This window comes from Pseudomonas sp. S1(2024) (assembly GCF_046557535.1).
In genome coordinates this window covers 20370-37832 of the sequence record NZ_JBKGFP010000091.1, presented here as the reverse complement: position 1 = coordinate 37832, position 17463 = coordinate 20370, and the positions used below count along the sequence as shown (strand labels likewise).

Here is a 17463-nt window from a genome sequence, read left to right as displayed (position 1 = left end):
AGGAAATAGTTCAGGAGGACCTTCAAAATTGACACTTTTGAACGATAGCCCCTAAGGATCAATCCATGCGGTCACATTTGGCGCGTATTGATAAAGATTTATACCGCCGCCTAAACCTACCGGATCTTGCGTAATAAGACGCCCGGCTTCAGGGTCGTAGTATCTGAAGGTGTTGTAGTGCAGCCCTGTTTCACTGTCAACATATTGCCCTTGGAAACGCTGATTCTGCTCGATCTCATTGATGGGCAGACTCTCTATTGCACCCCACGAGCGATACGTCGCCTGCCAGACGATCTTACCGTCACTGTCCGTGACCTCCAGCGGCGCACCAATCTGGTCAGTATGGAAGTAATAATGCTTCTGCTCCTCCCCTTCCGCCTGATCGACCCGCGCCAACGGCGCATAGCTACCCGGTTCATACAGGTACAAGATGCTCTGCCCAGGCGTTTCCTCGCGCAGCATCCTCAGCCCTTGCCAGAGGAAGCGCTTCTGCTCGACCTCGCCGTTGATCTCTGCCTGTTTGGCAACCCGTCGCCCGAGGCTGTCGTAACGATAATGCCCGGTACTCTCCAGCTTGCCATTGACCCAAGTCTCCGCCCGCACCAGCCGGTTTTCACCGTCATAACCGAAGCGCTGCAACCGGTTGCCATATTCCGAGCATTTTTCGATCAGATTGCCCCACGGATCGTAGCGGTACTCTTGGTCCCGCCAGTGTGTGATGCGGTTGTCCCTGGACTTGGCAAATTGCCGGGCATTGAAATCCAGGCGGTTACCCGCGGGGTCGTAACGAAACTCTTCGCTACCCACCAGTGAACCGGTATCGCGGCTGCGCAACTGGCCGTTGGCTTCGTATTCGTACCTGATCTCGCCACGCAGCTTATCGAGCGTACGCACCAGCTCACCTGCCGGGTCGTACTGGTAACGACGGTGAATCGGGTTATACGCATGCTCCACCAACAGCGAGGTATTGATCCCGGTGTTGTGCACCTGGGAAAGCTTGTCGGCCGGCAAGTTCGAGGCAAACTGCCACGCCTTGCGCCCCATGGCGTCATAACCGAAGCAACTGGTGAGTTTGCCCTGGGTTCGATACACCTCGCGATGCAGGTCGTCACGCTCCATGTCGCTGATCACTTGACCGTCCAGGTTCAGTTGGTGCAGATGCCCACTGCCGTAGTACAGGTGGTTGACCTTACGACCATCCGGCAGCGTCAGCGTGGTCAGGTTGCTGAGCGGGTCGTATTCATAGGTGAGCGCGCCGTCGGGTGTAATTTCTTTGGTCAGCCGCCCCAGCAGATCGTAGGCGTACCCCGGCTTCTACTCAGTCACCCCGAGTTGTATGTTATCCCACCCAGCTATAAACGATTCATATAAAAATCACGCACAAGTAACTTATCAGCTTTCAATTACCCAATAGCACTGAACCTGACCAGCAATTTATTGCTTTCAACCTTGCGCACCAATACCTCTGAGACAATAGGGTCGATCCAGATCACACCTGCCACAAAGAAAAGGTCCAGCGAACCAGTTTTTGCCTCATCGATACACATCTTCTTTACGCCTCGAACCTTGTAATCAGCAGCCAGCTCACCGGCCTGAATCTTACTCATAACCAAAGACTTACCAGAGTACTCCGAAAGCCCGTAGTCAAAGCATGCGCACCTGTCATTATCGTGAATAAAATAATACTTTTTGACCGTAGGCTTTCCATTAGAGTGCTTTACATCCGCAGGGGAAAACTGCAGGTTAGTATTTAACCCCCCAAGAACCTCCTTAAACTCCTGGGACACAAAAAAAGCACCGGAAGTTGTCAAGAAATAATCAGACTTAAGGGCACGAACCTTTTTATCCAAAACCACAGAAACCGACACGCCAGTCAAGGAGAGACTCATCCCTATCTGATAATAATCAGATAAAGGTGGATAGAACACTACATCTCCATCTGTATACCCACCTTCCACCACTTCATGACACATTGAATAATAGTTCATCTTTCCTCCTAGCATGTCGAGCGGGTACCTTTTGGCCTAGGATCTGTATTTTGTAAACGAATAGTATCTGACCCGAGACTCATACGCATACTACGCTCAACAGCTCCAATTTTTCTAAGCAACTCTTTATCAGAGGCTGCTGCTAGAATACCAATTTTTTGCTCCGCTATCATCAAACGATTTCGCGCAGCATCATAATATGACCCCAAGTGTCCACCACTGTGCAATGGCTTACCTGAGGCTAATGACTCAGCCGAAGTCGTAGGTAAGGGCGAACCATTACTGGCCCCATTTGGATCATATATCCCCCGCTTCATAGCTTCTTGAATTAGACTAGATTTATTGACAACGTTAGTGGGAATGAGATGGTGTGCGGCATACCCTGGCGGGACCGTGTTTCCGGCTTTAGCCATGGCTGCAGCAAGAAGCTTGCTAGGCGAAAGACCAGCAGGGTCCACCCAAGATATAGGGTTCGGAGCATATGCATATAGATTATCCCCACCTAAAATCCCCGACGGGTCTTGTGTGATAAACCGCCCCACTTCAGGATCATAAAATCTAAACAGATTATAATTAAACCCTGTTTCATCATCAAAATATTGACCTTGGAACCGTAGATTCTGATCAACATCATTAACTATAAATTTGTCAATCAATCCCCAATCCCGATATGAGACCTTCCAGACTATTTCGCCATTACTATCTGACAGCTCCAGCGGCAACCCCATATGATTAGTATGAAAGTAATAGAGCTTCTGATCACTATTCTCAAATTTATCAATACACGCCAAAGGAGTATATCCTCCGGGCTCGTATAAATATAATACACGACGACCCGGCTCTACTTCCTCCAGCATCTTGAATGCCTGCCAATGAAAACGCTTTTGTTCAACGTGCCCATTTACTTGTGCGTATTTGGCAATCCGTCGCCCTAGACTGTCATAACGGTAGTGCCCGGTGCTCTCCAGCTTGCCATTGACCAATGTCTCAGCCCGCACCAGCCGGTTCTCGCAGTCATAGGCAAAGCTCTGCAGCTTGCTGTGCCCCGAGCGCTTCTCGATCAGGTTGCCCCACGGATCGTAGCGGTACTCTTGGTCCCTCCAGTGTGTGATGCGGTTGTCCCTGGACTTGGCAAATTGCCGGGCATTGAAATCCAGGCGGTTGCCCGCGGGGTCGTAACGAAACTCTTCGCTACCCACCAGTGAACCGGTATCGCGGCTGCGCAACTGGCCATTGGCTTCGTACTCGTACTTGATCTCGCCACGCAGCTTATCGAGCGTACGCACCAGTTCACCTGCCGGGTCGTATTGGTAACGGCGGTGAATCGGGTTATACGCATGCTCCACCAACAGCGAGGTATTGATCCCGGTGTTGTGCACCTGGGAAAGCTTGTCAGCCGGCAAGTTCGAGGCAAACTGCCAAGCCTTGCGTCCCATGGCGTCATAACCGAAGCAACTGGTGAGCTTGCCCTGGGTCCGGTAAACCTCGCGATGCAGGTCATCACGCTCCATGTCGCTGATCACCTGACCGTCCAGGTTCAGTTGGTGCAGATACCCACTGCCGTAGTACAGGTGGTTGACCTTGCGGCCATCCGGCAGGGTTAGCGTAGTCAGATTGCCGAGCGGGTCGTATTCGTAGCCGAGCGTGCCGTCGGAGGTGATTTCTTTGATCAGCCGCCCCAACAGATCGTAGGTGTACTCCAGCTTTTCTTCGCTGATCCCTAGCTGCTTGCCGATCCCGGTCGGTTGCCGCTCGATGCTCAGCAACCGGTCGCCGTCGTCGTACGCATAGTCTTGACGCGCATCGCGGTTGATCTTGGCGACCAATCGGCCAATGGTGTCACGCTCAAACAGCGTATGCCGCTCCGGCCGCTCGGCATTTTCGCCATAGCCAATCTCATCCAGTCGCGTGAGATGGCCTCCGACGTTGTAGCTGAAACGCCGGGTCAGGTTATCTACCCGCACTTCTTCGCTCAGCCGGTCCGAAGCGTCATAGGCAAAGCTGTACGTGGCGTTGTTCTCATTGACCAGCGCGATCAGGCGCACGGCCTTGTCGTACTCGTAGCGTACCCGCTGGCCCTTGGCATCCTGGCGGCTGCTCGGCAGGCCACGCGCCGTACGCATCAGGCGTGTGGTCTGGCCCTTGCCGTCGGTGTGGCTGATTACCTGGCCGTAGACGTTGTAGGTGAAGGTTTCCGCGGTACCGTCCGGGTGACTGATGCGCAGCACTTCGCCGTCGGGCTTGCGCTCCAGGGTGGTGGTCTGGTTCAGCGCATCGGTCACCGCGACGAGGTGCTGGCGTTCGTCGTAGCGGTACCAGGTGCTCTTGCCCGAGCAGTCCTGATAACGCTCGACCTGGGCCAGGGTGTTCCACCACAGGTACTTGGACTTGTAAGTCGCATCGATGATGGTATGCGGCAGGCCGTCATCGCTGTTCAGGTACTCGGTCATCTGGCCGAGGGCATCGAATTCGGCGAGCAGGTTGCCCTTGTCATCGTAGCGCGCTCGCCAGGTGCTGCCGTCCGGATAGCTGACCTGGGTCACCAGCGTGGTCAGGTGGTGATATTCGTAGGTGGTCTTGCGGCCCAGCGGGTCGGTTTCTTCCAACAGGCGGGCGTATTCATCGTACTTGAAGGCGAGCCGGTTGCCGTCCGGCAAATCCAGGCCAACCATGTTGCCCTGCTCGTCCAGCTCGATGGCGTAGCGTTCGCCACCGTAGTCACGGCTGGCGAGCACGCGGTGGTCGGCGTTGTACTGCACTTCCAGCTCGCGGCCGAGCACGTCGGTGGCCCAGCTGGTGCGGGCGTCGAGGTCGTAGCGGAAGTGGTAGTGCTCGCCATCGCTGGTCCAGTGCTCGACCACGCGCGGCTTGTCGCCGAGGGTTTCCCAACGGTAGTGGCAGCCCAGGCCCAGCGCGTTGCTGTGGGTTACCATCAGGCCTTCGGCGTAGCTGAAGCTGCGCACCGTGTCGCCGTTGCGGTTGATCACCGCGCTCAGCTGGCCGTGTTCGTCATAGCGGTACTGGGTGAGCGTTTCCACCGCTTCGTTGTTCACCACGCGCTTGATGTCGGTCAGGCGACCCAGCGGGTTGTCGTAGTGCAGGTGCACGCGGGTACCGCCGGTGGCGCTGATGTCGGTCAGCGTACCATCGGGCGTGCGGGTGAAATGCAGGAAGTGGCCGAGGGCGTTTTCGATGCGTTGCAGCGGCACTTCGCTGTTGGTGTCTGGCACTTCGCCGAAATAGAAGAACAGGTTGTCGAGGGTTTGCAGGATGTAGTGGCCGCCCTCGGTGCACACCAGGTACACCTGCTCGTGCGGGTTGTAGATCCGTTCGCCCGGTTGCAGGGTCACGAACGGGACTTTGCGGCCTTGGTTGTCGGTGAGGTAAATGAATGAGCCCCGCCGACGCAAGCTTTGCTCCCAGGGCAGCACCCAGCCGCGCCCGAGCACGCTGTCGACGGTAAGGTCGCTGGCGTAGAAACGTGACCACTCGATCGGCATCAAGCCCGGGAGGCTGAAGTCAATTTCATCGGGGATCAGTTTGCGACCGGTGGTGAGGTCGACCGGGTTGCCAACCAGTCCACCCAACACCCTGCGTGCCACGGGTTCGACCACGTAGCGGGCGGCCACTTCGCCAGCAATGAAGCCGGCCGTGAATTTCAGGGCACAAGGTAGGGCGGCCTTCATACCGGCCTGGGTACCCATCTTGAGCACATTCGCGAGGCCACTGGCTGCGCCAGCAATCGCCATCAGCACATCCACAGTGGTGCGCAGCCACTCCGGGACTTCGTCATCCACGGGCAGGTAGCGGTAAGTGCCACCGCCGATGAAGACGTTGTTCGCCCCCCCGGAAATGGTCGCGCCGCAGGTCAGCTTGTCGCCCTTGCGCGCCGCCGCGACGCCATTGATGAAGACATTGGTCGAGCCTTCGGCGATCTGCACCGGGCCAGGATGGTTGTCGCAGGCGCCGATGCTTTTTTCGACGCGGGCGGCCTTGCGGCTGTTGATGAAAACGTTGGGTGAGGCAGTGGTTATCGTCCCTGAGGGGGACGAGAACATACTGCCTATCGCCTCTCCGGCGGCGGTCAGCAAGCTGCCTCCGATGCCGGCTGCGAGGCCGGCCAGCAAGGCCACGCCGAACCCACAGGTGAAGGTGGCGATGGCCACCGTGGCCACCAGCGCGATGCCCAGGGCTGCCCCGATCAGGAAGCCCCCCAGCGCGCTGGTGTGCGATATCTCGTCGCCAAACCTGGCCGCTTCGAACATGAGGGGTTACTCCTGTTCGGCCAAGTTGTGGAACATGAATGAACGACGAGACTGAAGCAGCGACCGCTCGGTCAGATCCTTGATCATTGTTGCGTCCTTGAGGTTTGAAACCCAAGGACGCTAGGAAAATGCCGTTAGGCCGTCAATGAACAAGGCGTTCAGTGCGCGGACCTGCTTGTAGGAAAGCACTTACCCGCCCGGAGCGACTGCCTTGCCGCATTGGCTTGGGTTACCATACCGCCCTTGCGCAACACCCATCACCCAAGCCAAGCCCCCGCTTGCTCGACTCGACACCAACAGGTCATCCATGCGTCTGTTTCATACCTCCGACTGGCACCTGGGCCAAAGCCTGCACGGCCAGGAACGCGACTTCGAACACGCCTGCTTCCTCGACTGGCTGCTCGGCCAGCTGCGCCTGCGCCAGCCGGATGCGCTGCTGATCGCTGGCGATATCTTTGACACGGTCAACCCACCGGTCAAAGCCCAGGAACGTCTCTACGACTTCATCGTCCAGGCCCACGAACAACAGCCGAAGCTGGACATCGTGATGATCGCCGGCAACCACGACTCCGGCTCGCGCATCGAGCTGCCCGCGGCGCTGATGCGCCGCCTGCGCACCCATGCCCTGGGCCGTGTGCACTGGCTGGACGAGGGCCAGCTGGACGCCGAGCGCCTGCTGATTCCGCTGACCAACGGCCGTGGCAAGGTCGCCGCCTGGTGCCTGGCCCTGCCCTTCCTGCGCCCGGCCGAGGTGACCGGCCCGCAATTGGGCGACGACTACCTGCAAGGCATCACCCAGGTGCACCAGCAGTTGATCGCCGCCGCGCAAAAGAAGCGCAAGAAGGACCAGGCGCTGATCGCCATCAGCCACGCGCACATGGCCGGTGGCGCGGTGTCGGAGGACTCCGAGCGCAGCCTGATCATTGGCAACGCCGAGGCGCTGCCGGCCAAGCTGTTCGACAAGGCCATCAGCTACGTCGCCCTGGGCCACCTGCACAAGCCGCAGAAGGTCAACCGCGAAGAACGCATCCGCTACAGCGGCTCGCCGATCCCGCTGTCGTTCGCCGAAATCAACTACCCGCACCAAGTGCTGGAAGTGGAGCTGGACGGCACTGGCCTGGTCAGCGTCGAACCGCGCCCGGTACCGCGCGCCGTGGCCCTGCAACGGGTCGGCCCGGCACCACTGGGCGAACTGCTGGAGCAGTTGGCCGAGCTGCCAGTGATCGACCTGCTCGAAGACCCCAACCGCCAGCCCTGGCTGGAGGTGCGGGTGATACTGGATGAGCCGCAACCCGACCTGCGCCAGCAGATCGAAACCGCACTGCAAGGCAAGGCCGTGCGCCTGATCCGCATCAGCGCCGAATACGCCGGCCGCAACAATGCCGAAGACGATGACCTGGCCTTTGTCGAACTGGCCCAGATGACCCCGCAGGACCTGTTCAGCCGCGCCTGGGAGCAGGCCTATGGCAACCCCGCCGACGAACAGGCGCTGGCCGACTTCGCCCTGCTGTTGCAGGACGTGCAGCAGGAAGAGGAACAGCCATGAAGATTCTTGCCATCCGCCTGAAGAACCTGGCATCCCTGGCCGGCCCGGTCGATATCGATTTCACCGCCGAACCGCTGGCCAGCGCAGGCCTGTTCGCCATCACCGGGCCTACCGGGGCGGGCAAAAGTACTCTGCTCGACGCCCTGTGCCTGGCGTTGTTCGGCACCGTGCCACGGCTGAACGACATTGGCCGCGAGGCCAAGGTGCCGGATGCAGACGGCGAGATCCCTACCTCCGACCCGCGCAACCTGCTGCGCCGCGGCACCGGCAGCGGCTTTGCCGAAGTCGATTTCGTCGGCATCGATGGCCGCCGCTACCGCGCCCGCTGGGAAGCCAACCGCGCCCGCGACAAGGCCAACGGCAAGCTGCAGCACAGCCGCCAGAGCTTCTACGACCTGGACAGCGAGCAGGTGCTGGGCAGCGGCAAGAACGAATACAAACAACTGGTCGAAGCCCGCCTGGGCCTGAACTTCGAACAGTTCACCCGCGCGGTGATGCTGGCCCAGAGCGAATTCGGCGCCTTCCTCAAGGCCGACGACAAAGAACGCAGCGAGCTGCTGGAAAAGCTCACCAACACCGCCATCTACACCCGCCTGGGCCAGCGGGCCTTCAGCAAGGCACGCGAAGCCGGTGAGGCCCACAATGCCCTGAAGGACCGTGCCAGCCATCTGCTGCCGATGGCCGCCGAAGCACGCGCCGAGCTCGACCAGCGCCTGGAACAGGCGCAGCAGCAATTCAAGGCCGACCAGGCCGGCGAGCGCCAGCTGGAACAGCAACGCAACTGGCTGAACGAGCAGCGCCAGCTGCAGGCCCAGCACGCCGAAGCCGGCACCGCGCTGCAGGCCGCCGAACAGGACTGGCAACAACTGGCTGACCAGCGTCTGGACCTGGTGCGCCTGGAGCGCCTGGCCCCGCAGCGTCACCAGTTCCACCGCCAGCAGACATTGACCGCGCAACTGGCACCGCTGGCAGCGAAGATCGCCGAACAACAGCAGCAGCAAGCCGAGCTGCAAGTGCGCACCAGCGAGCTCGAGCAGGCGCTGGACGCCGCGCGCCAGGCGCTCGCCGTCAGCCAGGCCCAACACAGCGAGAACGCCCCTCGCCTGCGCCAGGCCTTTGCCGCCCAGGACAACCTGGCCCGCCTGGACCAGGAGCTGGCAGCACAGCGCAGTGCCAGCCAGCAGGCCGAGCAGCAGGTCGCCGAAGGCCAGCAGCACCTGCAGCAGCTGGAAGACAACCAGCAGCGCAGCCTGCAGCAACTGGCGCAGATCGACACCGCGCTCGCCGACAGCCAGCACCTGGCGGGCCTGGCCAACGCCTGGCACGCCTACCTGCCGCAACTGAAGCAAGTGATGCTGATCGGTGGCCGCCTGGCCAAGGGCCGTGAAGAGCTGCCCGGCCTACAGGCCCAGGCCAGCCAGGCCAATGCGCACTTGCAGGCCGAGCGCGATGCCTTCGAGCTGCTGTTCCGCGAAGCCAAGGCCGAACCCCAGGCCCTGGCAGAACAGATCGACCTGCTGGGTGGCATGCTGCAGGACAACCGCAAGCAGCAGCGCGCCGTGGAAGAACTGTCACGCCTGCATGGCCGTGAACTGGAACTGCGCCAGCAACTGGAGGCCGTGCGCGTGCGTCAGCAGCAGGCCATGCAGCAGCGCCAGCAGCTGATTACCGAAGGCACCGCCGCCAAGGCCGAGCTGGAGTCCGCCGAGCAAGCGCTCAACCTCACCCGCCAGTTGCTGGAACGCCAGCGCCTGGCACGCAACACCAGCGTCGAAGAGTTGCGCGGCCAGTTGCGCGACGGCGAACCCTGCCCGGTGTGCGGCAGCGCCGAGCACCCGTTCCACCAGCCTGAAGCGCTGCTGCAAAGCCTGGGTCGCCATGACCAGGCCGAGGAAGACGCCGCGCAGAAGCAGGTCGAAACCCTCAACAGCAAGCTGGTGGAGCTGCGCACCCAGCTGGGCGTGGTCAACGCCCAGCTCAAGGATTACCAGCAGCAACAGCAGCAACTGGGCGAGCAGCTACAACCGCTGGTGGCCCAGGTGCAGGCGCACAGCCTGTGGCCCGCCCTGGCCCCGCAGGACGACAATGCCCGCAGTGCCTGGCTCGACAGCCAGCTGCGGCGCCTGGACGAAGAAATCGGCCAGGACGAGAAACGCCAGAGCGCCCTGCTCGCCCTGCAAAAAGATGCAGCCCGTCTCAACCAGCAATTGCAGGCCGCCCAGCAGGCGCAACAGCAGGCCCAGCGCCACCTGGAGCAACAGCACCAGGCCCTGTCCAGCGACGAGCAGCAGTTGCAGCAAGGCCTCGCGGACCTTGCCGGCGTATTGCCCGAAGAGGCCCTCAAGGCCTTGAACGACGACCCGGCCAATGCCTTCCTCGCCCTGGACCAGCAGATCGCCCAACGCCTGCAGCAACTGGAGCAGCGCAAGGACGAACAGGAAGAACAGCAAGCCCGCCAGGCCCAGCTGGACAAGCTGCGCGACCAGCAGCAGGCACGCGTGCAGACCCAGCAGCAGCTGCAGCAGAAACTTGCCGCCCTCGACGAGCAGCGCCAGCAGGCTCAGGCTTCGCTCGGCGAACTGCTTGGCGGGCATGCAAGCGCCGAAGCCTGGCAACTGCATATGGACGCCGCGCTGGAGCAGGCCCGCGCCCTCGATGCCGACACTGCCCAGCGCCTGCAGGAGCTGCGTACCCAAGGCGTGCAACTGGCCAGCGAACTCAAGGCCAACACCCAGCAGCAGCAGGCGCTGGACGCCGAGTGCCAGCAGTTGCAGGGCCAGATCGCCCAGTGGCGCGCAGAACACCCGGAACTGGACGACGCCGGCCTGGATCGCCTGCTGGGCATGGAGGACGCGCAGGTAAATGAGCTGCGCCAGCGCCTGCAAGGCGCCGAAAAGGCCATCGAACAGGGCCGCGTGCTGCTGCAGGAACGTGAACAACGCCTGCAGCAACATGCCGCGCAAATGACTGTGGACACCTCGGCCGACGCCCTGGAACAGGCCCTGACCGAACTGCGCGAACGCCTGGCCGGCCATGAGCAGCAATGCGCCGAACTGCGTGCACAGCAGGCCGATGACCAGCGTCGCCAACAGGCGCACCAGGCGCTGGCGGCGGAAATCGAACAGGCCCACCAGCAGTGGCAACGCTGGGCTCGCCTGAACGCCCTGATCGGCTCGGCCTCGGGCGATGTGTTCCGCAAGATCGCCCAGGGCTACAACCTCGACCTGCTGCTGCACCACGCCAACGCCCAGCTGCGCCAGCTGGCCCGCCGTTACCGCCTCAAGCGCGGCGGCAGCGCCCTCGGCCTGCTGGTGCTGGACACCGAGATGGGTGACGAACTGCGTTCGGTGCACTCGCTGTCTGGCGGGGAAACCTTCCTGGTGTCGCTGGCCCTGGCCCTGGGCCTGGCCTCGATGGCCTCCAGCACGCTGCGCATCGAATCGCTGTTCATCGACGAAGGCTTCGGCAGCCTCGACCCCGAGTCGCTGCAACTGGCCATGGACGCCCTCGACGGCTTGCAGGCCCAGGGCCGCAAGGTGGCAGTGATTTCCCACGTGCAGGAAATGCACGAACGCATCCCGGTGCAGATCCAGGTGCGCCGCCAAGGCAATGGCCTGAGTGACGTGGAGGTGTGCGGGTGATCCTCTACTCGTTCCGCCGCTGCCCCTGGGCCATGCGCGCGCGCCTGGCCCTGCGCTATGCGGGGTGCGAGGTGGAGATTCGCGAGGTAGCGATGAAGAACAAGCCGGCAGAACTGCTGGCCTTGTCACCCAAGGGCACGGTGCCGGTACTGGATACCGGTGCCGGGGTGCTCGAAGAAAGCCTGGACATCATGCGCTGGGCGCTGGCGCAAAACGACCCGCAGGACTGGCGGCTGCAGGCCGACCCTGCGGCGGCGCAGCAGGCTGAAACACTGATTGCGCGCAACGACAGCACGTTCAAGGCGCAGGTGAACCTGTACAAGTATGCCGAGCGCTACCCCGAGCATACCCGCGAGCATTACCGCCAGCAGGCCGAGGCCTGGCTGGCGGAGCTCGAGGGCCTGCTGGCAGGCAGGCCCTACTTGCTGGCCACGCACCCGAGCATTGCCGATGCCGCGTTGCTGCCCCTGATGCGCCAGTTTGCCGGGGTCGAACCGCAGTGGTTCGCCGAGGCGGCTTATCCGCGGGTGCGGAGCTGGCTGGAGGGGTGGCTGGCTTCGGAGCTGTTCAAGGCCGTAATGGCCAAATGAACCCTGTTTCCTGTACTGGGGGGGGAGAGGGGGGGGGGGGGGGATGGGTAGCGTGTGTCCCCTTGGGGGGGGTGTGTTTTTCGTCAGAGAGCTCCAGTACAGGATTCAGTGGTTGTGCTTGCCACTCAATGCCGCATGGAAATTGGCACTCTGGCGCAGGTACTGTTCGGTGTAGCTATGGGTAGCGGACGCTTTGCCGCTGCTGTCGGCATGGGCATGCGCTGGCAATACGACCGAAGCGGAAATGGCGGATGCGGCAATGACCGGGAAGAGATTGAAGTTCATCTGGGCTGACCTCGACGGCGGTGGTTTGACGTTGGCCCGTTTGGGCCTTGGGTCAAACTTACGCCGCCGAAGCCGCAGGCAAAAATTCATTGCGGCAGTATCGATTATCACGCCGATCGATATCACTCGATGAACTTCAGATCCGACGGTGCCTCCTGCTTCAGCTTCTGCACCGTCTCCAACAACTTGCCGCTGCGGGGATCGCGGCGTATCACCACGATCTGGTTGCTCTTCTGGTTGGCCACCAGCAGGAAGTTGTCGCTCGGGTCGAGGGCGAACTCGCGGGGATGATCCCCCTCCACCGAACGGCGCTGCAGGAACGTCAGCTGGCCATCCTGCTTGCCCACGCTGAACGCCACGATCTCGTTGGCCGTGCCGCGGTTGCTCACATACAGAAAGCGCCCGTCTGCCGACAGGTGCAAGCCACCTGCCGCTTTCGCCGCAGCTTCCTTGCTCTCGGTCAGGGGCAGGCGCTGGCGTTCGACCAGGTTGCCCTCCTGCACGTCGAACATCACCACTTCGGCACTCATTTCCAGGGTCAGGTAGGCGTGCCGACCCTTGGCGTCGAACAACAGGTGGCGCGGCCCGCTGCCCCGCGGCAGGTCCACCGACGCGGGGATCGCTGGCGTCAACGGGTGGTCTGCGCTGGCACCGTCGTAGCGGTAGATGAACACCTTGTCGGCCCCCAGGTCGCTGGCATACAGGTGGCGGCCGTCCGGTGACAGCACCAGTGAATGCACATGGGCGCCAGCCTGGCGCTCGGGGTTGACCCCGCTCGCCTTGTGCCGGGCCTGTTGCACCACCGGCTTGAGCTTGCCGTCCCTGGCCACCGGGACTACCACCAGGCTGCCGCCGGGATCGGGCTTGACCGCGTAGTTGGCCACGAACAGATAACGCTGGTCCTGGCTGAGGCTGGCGTGGGTAGGCTCGTCACCTTGGCTGGGCACCTGGTTGAGTAGCTTGATCTCGCCTTTTGCACTGACGGCGAAACTGCTGACCCCGCCCTTCGGCGTTTCGTTGACCGCAAAGAGTTGGCGTTGATCGGCCGACAGCACCAGCCATGAAGGGCTGACACTCTCCACCACCTGCTGCGGCGACGGGTCGATATGACCGGTCTTTTCGTCGAACCCGTAGCGGTAGATGCCCTCGCTGGCGCCATCGGTGTAACTGCCCACCAGCAAGGTGGCGGCGTGGGCATGGATGGTCAGGCTCATCAGGCTAGCGGTCAGCAGGCTCGTCCAGATCCGATTCATCTTCGTCATCATCCGGGGCGCGAAAGGCACTCATACAGACTAGCCGATGCGCGCCGTCGGCATCGTCGAGTTGCCACTCGTCACCCACGGCGATGGCAGCTGTGATCTGCTCGGGGGTGAAGGTCCAGCGGCGGAGCTGGCGGCCGTCCATGCATTCGATGGTGAGGCCGGATTCATCGGAGGTGAAGTCGAAGGCGTGCAGGCCGTCGATCAGGAGCATGTCGCAGGACTGCAGGGCGGTGGCGAGGGGGGACATGGGGGTACCAATCTGAAATGAGTTGGCATTATAGCCCTGGGGCTGCTTTGCAGCCCATCGCCGGCAAGCCAGCTCCCACAGGGATCGCACAAATCTGGAGGCTTGCGCTGTACCTGTGGGAGCTGGCTTGCCGGCGATGGGCCGCAAAGCGGCCCCCTGCAATTCAATGGGCAAAAATCGACCCGCCCTCCTTGCCCACCATCTTCTCCGGCTTGATCAGGAACCGCGCCAACGCCGGCAACAACCACAGCGCCCCGAACATGTTCCACAACAACATGAAAGTCAGCATCAACCCCATGTCCGCCTGGAACTTGATCGCCGAGAAGATCCAGGTGCACACGCCGATGGCCAGGCACAACCCGGTGAACAGCACCGCCTTGCCAGTCGAGCGCAGGGTCTCGTAATAAGCCTCCTGCAACGGCAACCCGGCGCGCAGGAAGCTTTCCAGCCGGCTGTAGATGTAGATGCCATAGTCCACGCCAATGCCCACACCCAGCGCCACCACCGGCAAGGTCGCCACCTTGACCCCGATGCCCATGTAGGCCATCAGCGCGTTGCCCAGCACCGAGGTCAGCACCAGCGGCAGGACGATACACAGGGTGGCGGCGAACGAGCGGAAGGTAATCAGGCACATCACCGCCACGCAGATGTACACCAGGATCAGGATGGTCAGCTCGGCCGACTTGATCACCTCGTTGGTCGCCGCCTCGATTCCGGCATTGCCCGCCGCCAGCAGGAACTGCAGGCCTTCCTTGTTGTGGCTGTCGGCAAACGCCTTGGCCACGGCAGTGACCCGCTCCAGGGTTTCGGCCTTGTGGTCGTTGAGGAACACCAGCACCGGTGCCAGCGAGCAGTCGCCGTTGTACAGGCCATCGGCGCGGGCGATGGAGTTGTTGAGGATGTCCGGGTTGCGCGACAGGGTTTCCCATTTCAGGCTGCCCTCGTTCATGCCCTTGATCACCTGCTTGGACACGGTCACGAGGGAAATTGCCGACTGCACGCCCGGGGTGTTCTGCATGGTCCACATCAGCTCGTCGATCGGCGCCATGGTCGAGTGGATCGAGCAGCTTTCCGGCGGGGTCTTGACCATGATCACCAGCACGTCGGAACTGGTCGAGTAGTTACTGATGATGAAGTTGTTGTCCTGGTTGTAGCGCGAATCGGGGCGCAGTTCCGGCGCGCCCTGGTCGAGGTCGCCGATCTTCAGGTTCTGGCTGTACCACAGGCCACCGGCGAAGGCGACCAGCGCCAGGGCCACCGATACAGGCGCCACCTTGGCACTGGCGAAGTTCGACAACAGGCGCCAGAACGGGTGCTCGCGGGTGGCGTCCTGCTTGCTGCGCTCGACGGCCTTCTTGCTGATGCCGACGTAGGAGATGGCTACCGGCAGCAGGATGAGGTTGGTGAACACGATCACCGCCACACCGATGGAAGCACCGATGGCCAGCTCACGAATCACGCCGATGTCGATGATCAGCAAGGTGATGAAGCCCACGGCGTCGGCGAGAATGGCGATCATCCCCGGCAGGAACAGCTGGCGGAAGGTGCGCCGGGCAGCGGTCAGGGCGTTGTCGGCATCACTCGACTGCAGGGCGATACCGTTGATCTTCTGCACCCCGTGGGAAATGCCGATGGCGAAGATCAGGAACGGCACCAGCATCGAGTACGGGTCCAGGCCAAAGCCCACCGCATGCATCAGGCCCAGCTGCCAGACCACTGCCACCAGGGTGGTGATGAGCACGGCGATGGTGCTGCGGATGCACCAGGTGAACCAGTACAGCAGCACCCAGGTGATGGCCAGGGCGACGCCGAAGAACATCGCCACCATCACCAGGCCGTCGATCAGGTCGCCGACCTTCTTGGCGAAGCCGACGATGTGCACCTTCACGTTGGGGTTCTGCGCCTGGAACTTGTCACGGATCTTTTCTTCAAGCTGGTGCGAGAACTGCTGGTAGTCCAGCTTCACCTGCTTGCCCGGGTCCTGCGGGTCGGGGTAGCTCTCCAGCAGTGGCACATCGACGATGCTGGACTTGAAGTTGTTGCCCACCAGTCGCCCCACCTGGCCCGACTTGAGCACGTTGTCGCGCAAGGTGTCGAGGCTGTCCTGCGAGCCGTTGTAGGTGTTGGGAATCACCTCGCCACCCGAGAAGCCTTCCTCGGTGACCTCGCTCCAGCGCACGCTGGGGCTCCACAGCGACTTCAACCCGGCACGGTCGACGCCAGGGATGTAGAACACCTCGTCATGGATCTGCCGCAGGGTCTCCATGTAGTCCTTGTCGAAGATGTCGCCATTCACAGCTTCCACCGAAATGCGCACGGTGTTGCCGAGGTTGGCCAGGTCGTTGCGGTGCTCCATCATCTGCTCGATGAACGGGTGCTGCAGCGGGATCATCTTCTCGAAGCTGGTGGACGGGCGTATCTGCGTGGCCTGCCAGAACAGGAAGATGCTGACCAGCACGCACAGGGCGATGACCACGGGGCGATTGTTGAAGATCAGGCGTTCGAGCAACGTGGCCTTGTCCTGGTGATGCGGGTGCATGGTGATGCTCTCCCTGCTGGTCATGGACGCACCTCCTGGTCAGCACCCTGCGGATCAGCCAGGTGCACGCCACCCTGCCCTACCAGCAGCAGGCCGCCATCGGCCAGGCCGCTGACGCCGGCCAGGGCAATGCGGTCGGCGCGGTTGTAGACACTGAAGGTCTGGCCGTCATCGGTACTGCGCAGCACGCTGCCGCCATTGCCGACCAGCACCAGGCTACCGTCCTCGACAAGCGTAGCGCCTGCCAGGCCGAATTCGAGGGTGCCACGTGCGGCCTTGAGCTCGATCGGTTGCCAGCTGTCACCGAAATCGGTGGAGCGGAACAGGTTGCCGCGCAGGCCGTAGGCCAGCAATGTGCGCGGCTGTGCAGTGCCTATCACGCCGAACAGCGAGCCCTCATAGGGGCCTTGAACCTTGGCCCAGGTCTGGCCGTTGTCGGCCGAGCGGAACATGCCGCCCTGCTCGCCGACAATGAACAGGCCCGCGTCACGCACCTGGGCGATACCGTTCAGGTGCAGCTGGTCGGGGTTGTCCAGGCGCTCGGCCACGTCCTGCCAGTGCTGGCCGCCGTCGGTGGTTTCCAGCAAGGCGCCGTAGGCACCTACGGCAAAGCCGTGCCGGGCGTCGAGGAAGGCGACATCGAGCAAGGGGGCTTCGCGGGGCAGGTCTTCGAACTGCTTGCTCCAGGTGGCACCACCATCGCTGCTGGCGAGCACCAGCGCATCGTGGCCGACGGCCCAGCCGCGCTTGTCGTCAAGGAAGAACACCGCGGTCAGCAGTTGTCGGGTGGGCACCCGCGCCTGGGTCCAGGTTCTGCCCTGATCGTCGGAGAACAGGATATGACCGCGATCGCCCACTACCACCAGGCGCTTACCGGCATGGGTGGCGTCGATCAGCAGGCTTTGGCTGGCCTTGGCCGATTCGGTGGAATATTCGTCGGCGGCAGCGGCTTGCACGCTGTTAGCCCACACGCCGAGCCCCAGCGCCAGTACCGCGCTGGCTGCCAATGGCCAGGCAAAGCGCCTGTTCTGTTCCCTCATGACTGTCCCCCTGTTGTGTTCTTGTCTGGTGGGTCAATGCACTGCAGGTACTGCGAAAAG

10 protein-coding genes and 1 pseudogene are annotated in these 17463 nt (G+C 61.9%); 3 read left to right on the top strand and 8 right to left on the bottom strand.

What is annotated here, in order from left to right; genetic code table 11:
- Positions 1 to 54 precede the first annotated feature (54 nt).
- The 3 genes and pseudogenes from ACLCGK_RS25160 to ACLCGK_RS25150 all read right to left on the bottom strand — a co-directional run.
- Positions 55 to 1335 (bottom strand): annotated as a pseudogene (locus ACLCGK_RS25160) (RHS repeat-associated core domain-containing protein); the annotation flags it as partial.
- Between the two features lie 68 nt (positions 1336 to 1403).
- Positions 1404 to 1988, bottom strand: a complete 585-nt coding sequence (locus ACLCGK_RS25155; RefSeq protein WP_410953196.1) for an imm11 family protein — start codon at positions 1986 to 1988, stop codon at positions 1404 to 1406.
- Positions 1989 to 1996: 8 nt separating this feature from the next.
- Complete coding sequence (locus ACLCGK_RS25150) at positions 1997 to 6253, bottom strand: RHS repeat-associated core domain-containing protein (protein WP_410953195.1); 4257 nt, start codon at positions 6251 to 6253, stop codon at positions 1997 to 1999.
- A gap of 307 nt (positions 6254 to 6560) precedes the next feature.
- On the opposite strand from ACLCGK_RS25150, the gene ACLCGK_RS25145 reads away from it, so the two are divergent.
- The 3 genes from ACLCGK_RS25145 to ACLCGK_RS25135 are packed head-to-tail and all read left to right on the top strand — an operon-like array spanning position 6561 to position 12030.
- Complete coding sequence (locus ACLCGK_RS25145; RefSeq protein ID WP_013971635.1) at positions 6561 to 7799, top strand: exonuclease SbcCD subunit D C-terminal domain-containing protein; 1239 nt, start codon at positions 6561 to 6563, stop codon at positions 7797 to 7799.
- Positions 7796 to 11440, top strand: coding sequence for an AAA family ATPase (locus ACLCGK_RS25140; RefSeq protein WP_410953194.1), 3645 nt, complete (start codon positions 7796 to 7798; stop codon positions 11438 to 11440). The genes ACLCGK_RS25145 and ACLCGK_RS25140 overlap by 4 nt, the downstream gene beginning before the upstream one ends.
- A complete protein-coding gene (locus ACLCGK_RS25135; RefSeq protein ID WP_047595235.1) occupies positions 11437 to 12030 on the top strand; it encodes a glutathione S-transferase in 594 nt (197 codons plus the stop codon). Before ACLCGK_RS25140 ends, ACLCGK_RS25135 begins: the two co-directional genes overlap by 4 nt.
- A gap of 105 nt (positions 12031 to 12135) precedes the next feature.
- Here ACLCGK_RS25135 and ACLCGK_RS25130 read toward each other — a convergent pair whose 3' ends face one another.
- The 5 genes from ACLCGK_RS25130 to ACLCGK_RS25110 form a co-directional block, all read right to left on the bottom strand.
- The gene (locus ACLCGK_RS25130; protein ID WP_012271225.1) at positions 12136 to 12315 is read right to left on the bottom strand and encodes a hypothetical protein; all 180 of its coding nucleotides are present in this window, start codon (positions 12313 to 12315) and stop codon (positions 12136 to 12138) included.
- Positions 12316 to 12437: 122 nt separating this feature from the next.
- Positions 12438 to 13568: a lactonase family protein gene (locus ACLCGK_RS25125; protein ID WP_410953193.1), complete on the bottom strand. Its 1131-nt coding sequence runs from the start codon at positions 13566 to 13568 to the stop codon at positions 12438 to 12440.
- Positions 13534 to 13824, bottom strand: a complete 291-nt coding sequence (locus ACLCGK_RS25120) for a DUF5629 family protein (protein WP_013971631.1) — start codon at positions 13822 to 13824, stop codon at positions 13534 to 13536. The genes ACLCGK_RS25125 and ACLCGK_RS25120 overlap by 35 nt, the downstream gene beginning before the upstream one ends.
- A 163-nt stretch (positions 13825 to 13987) precedes the next feature.
- Entirely contained in the window at positions 13988 to 16363 is a 2376-nt protein-coding gene (locus ACLCGK_RS25115) for an efflux RND transporter permease subunit (protein ID WP_024086538.1), read from the bottom strand.
- 20 nt (positions 16364 to 16383) lie between these two features.
- Positions 16384 to 17403: a WD40/YVTN/BNR-like repeat-containing protein gene (locus ACLCGK_RS25110; RefSeq protein ID WP_410953192.1), complete on the bottom strand. Its 1020-nt coding sequence runs from the start codon at positions 17401 to 17403 to the stop codon at positions 16384 to 16386.
- Positions 17404 to 17463 lie beyond the last annotated feature (60 nt).

Excerpts from the sequence above, each read along its gene's own strand:
- ACLCGK_RS25130 (WP_012271225.1), bottom strand. The coding sequence starts at position 12,315 with ATGAACTTCAATCTCTTCCCGGTCATTGCCGCATCCGCCATTTCCGCT.
- ACLCGK_RS25145 (WP_013971635.1), top strand. The coding sequence starts at position 6,561 with ATGCGTCTGTTTCATACCTCCGACTGGCACCTGGGCCAAAGCCTGCAC.
- ACLCGK_RS25155 (WP_410953196.1), bottom strand. The coding sequence starts at position 1,988 with ATGAACTATTATTCAATGTGTCATGAAGTGGTGGAAGGTGGGTATACA.
- ACLCGK_RS25150 (WP_410953195.1), bottom strand. The coding sequence starts at position 6,253 with ATGTTCGAAGCGGCCAGGTTTGGCGACGAGATATCGCACACCAGCGCG.
- ACLCGK_RS25115 (WP_024086538.1), bottom strand. The coding sequence starts at position 16,363 with ATGCACCCGCATCACCAGGACAAGGCCACGTTGCTCGAACGCCTGATC.
- ACLCGK_RS25110 (WP_410953192.1), bottom strand. The coding sequence starts at position 17,403 with ATGAGGGAACAGAACAGGCGCTTTGCCTGGCCATTGGCAGCCAGCGCG.
- ACLCGK_RS25140 (WP_410953194.1), top strand. The coding sequence starts at position 7,796 with ATGAAGATTCTTGCCATCCGCCTGAAGAACCTGGCATCCCTGGCCGGC.
- ACLCGK_RS25120 (WP_013971631.1), bottom strand. The coding sequence starts at position 13,824 with ATGTCCCCCCTCGCCACCGCCCTGCAGTCCTGCGACATGCTCCTGATC.
- ACLCGK_RS25125 (WP_410953193.1), bottom strand. The coding sequence starts at position 13,568 with ATGAATCGGATCTGGACGAGCCTGCTGACCGCTAGCCTGATGAGCCTG.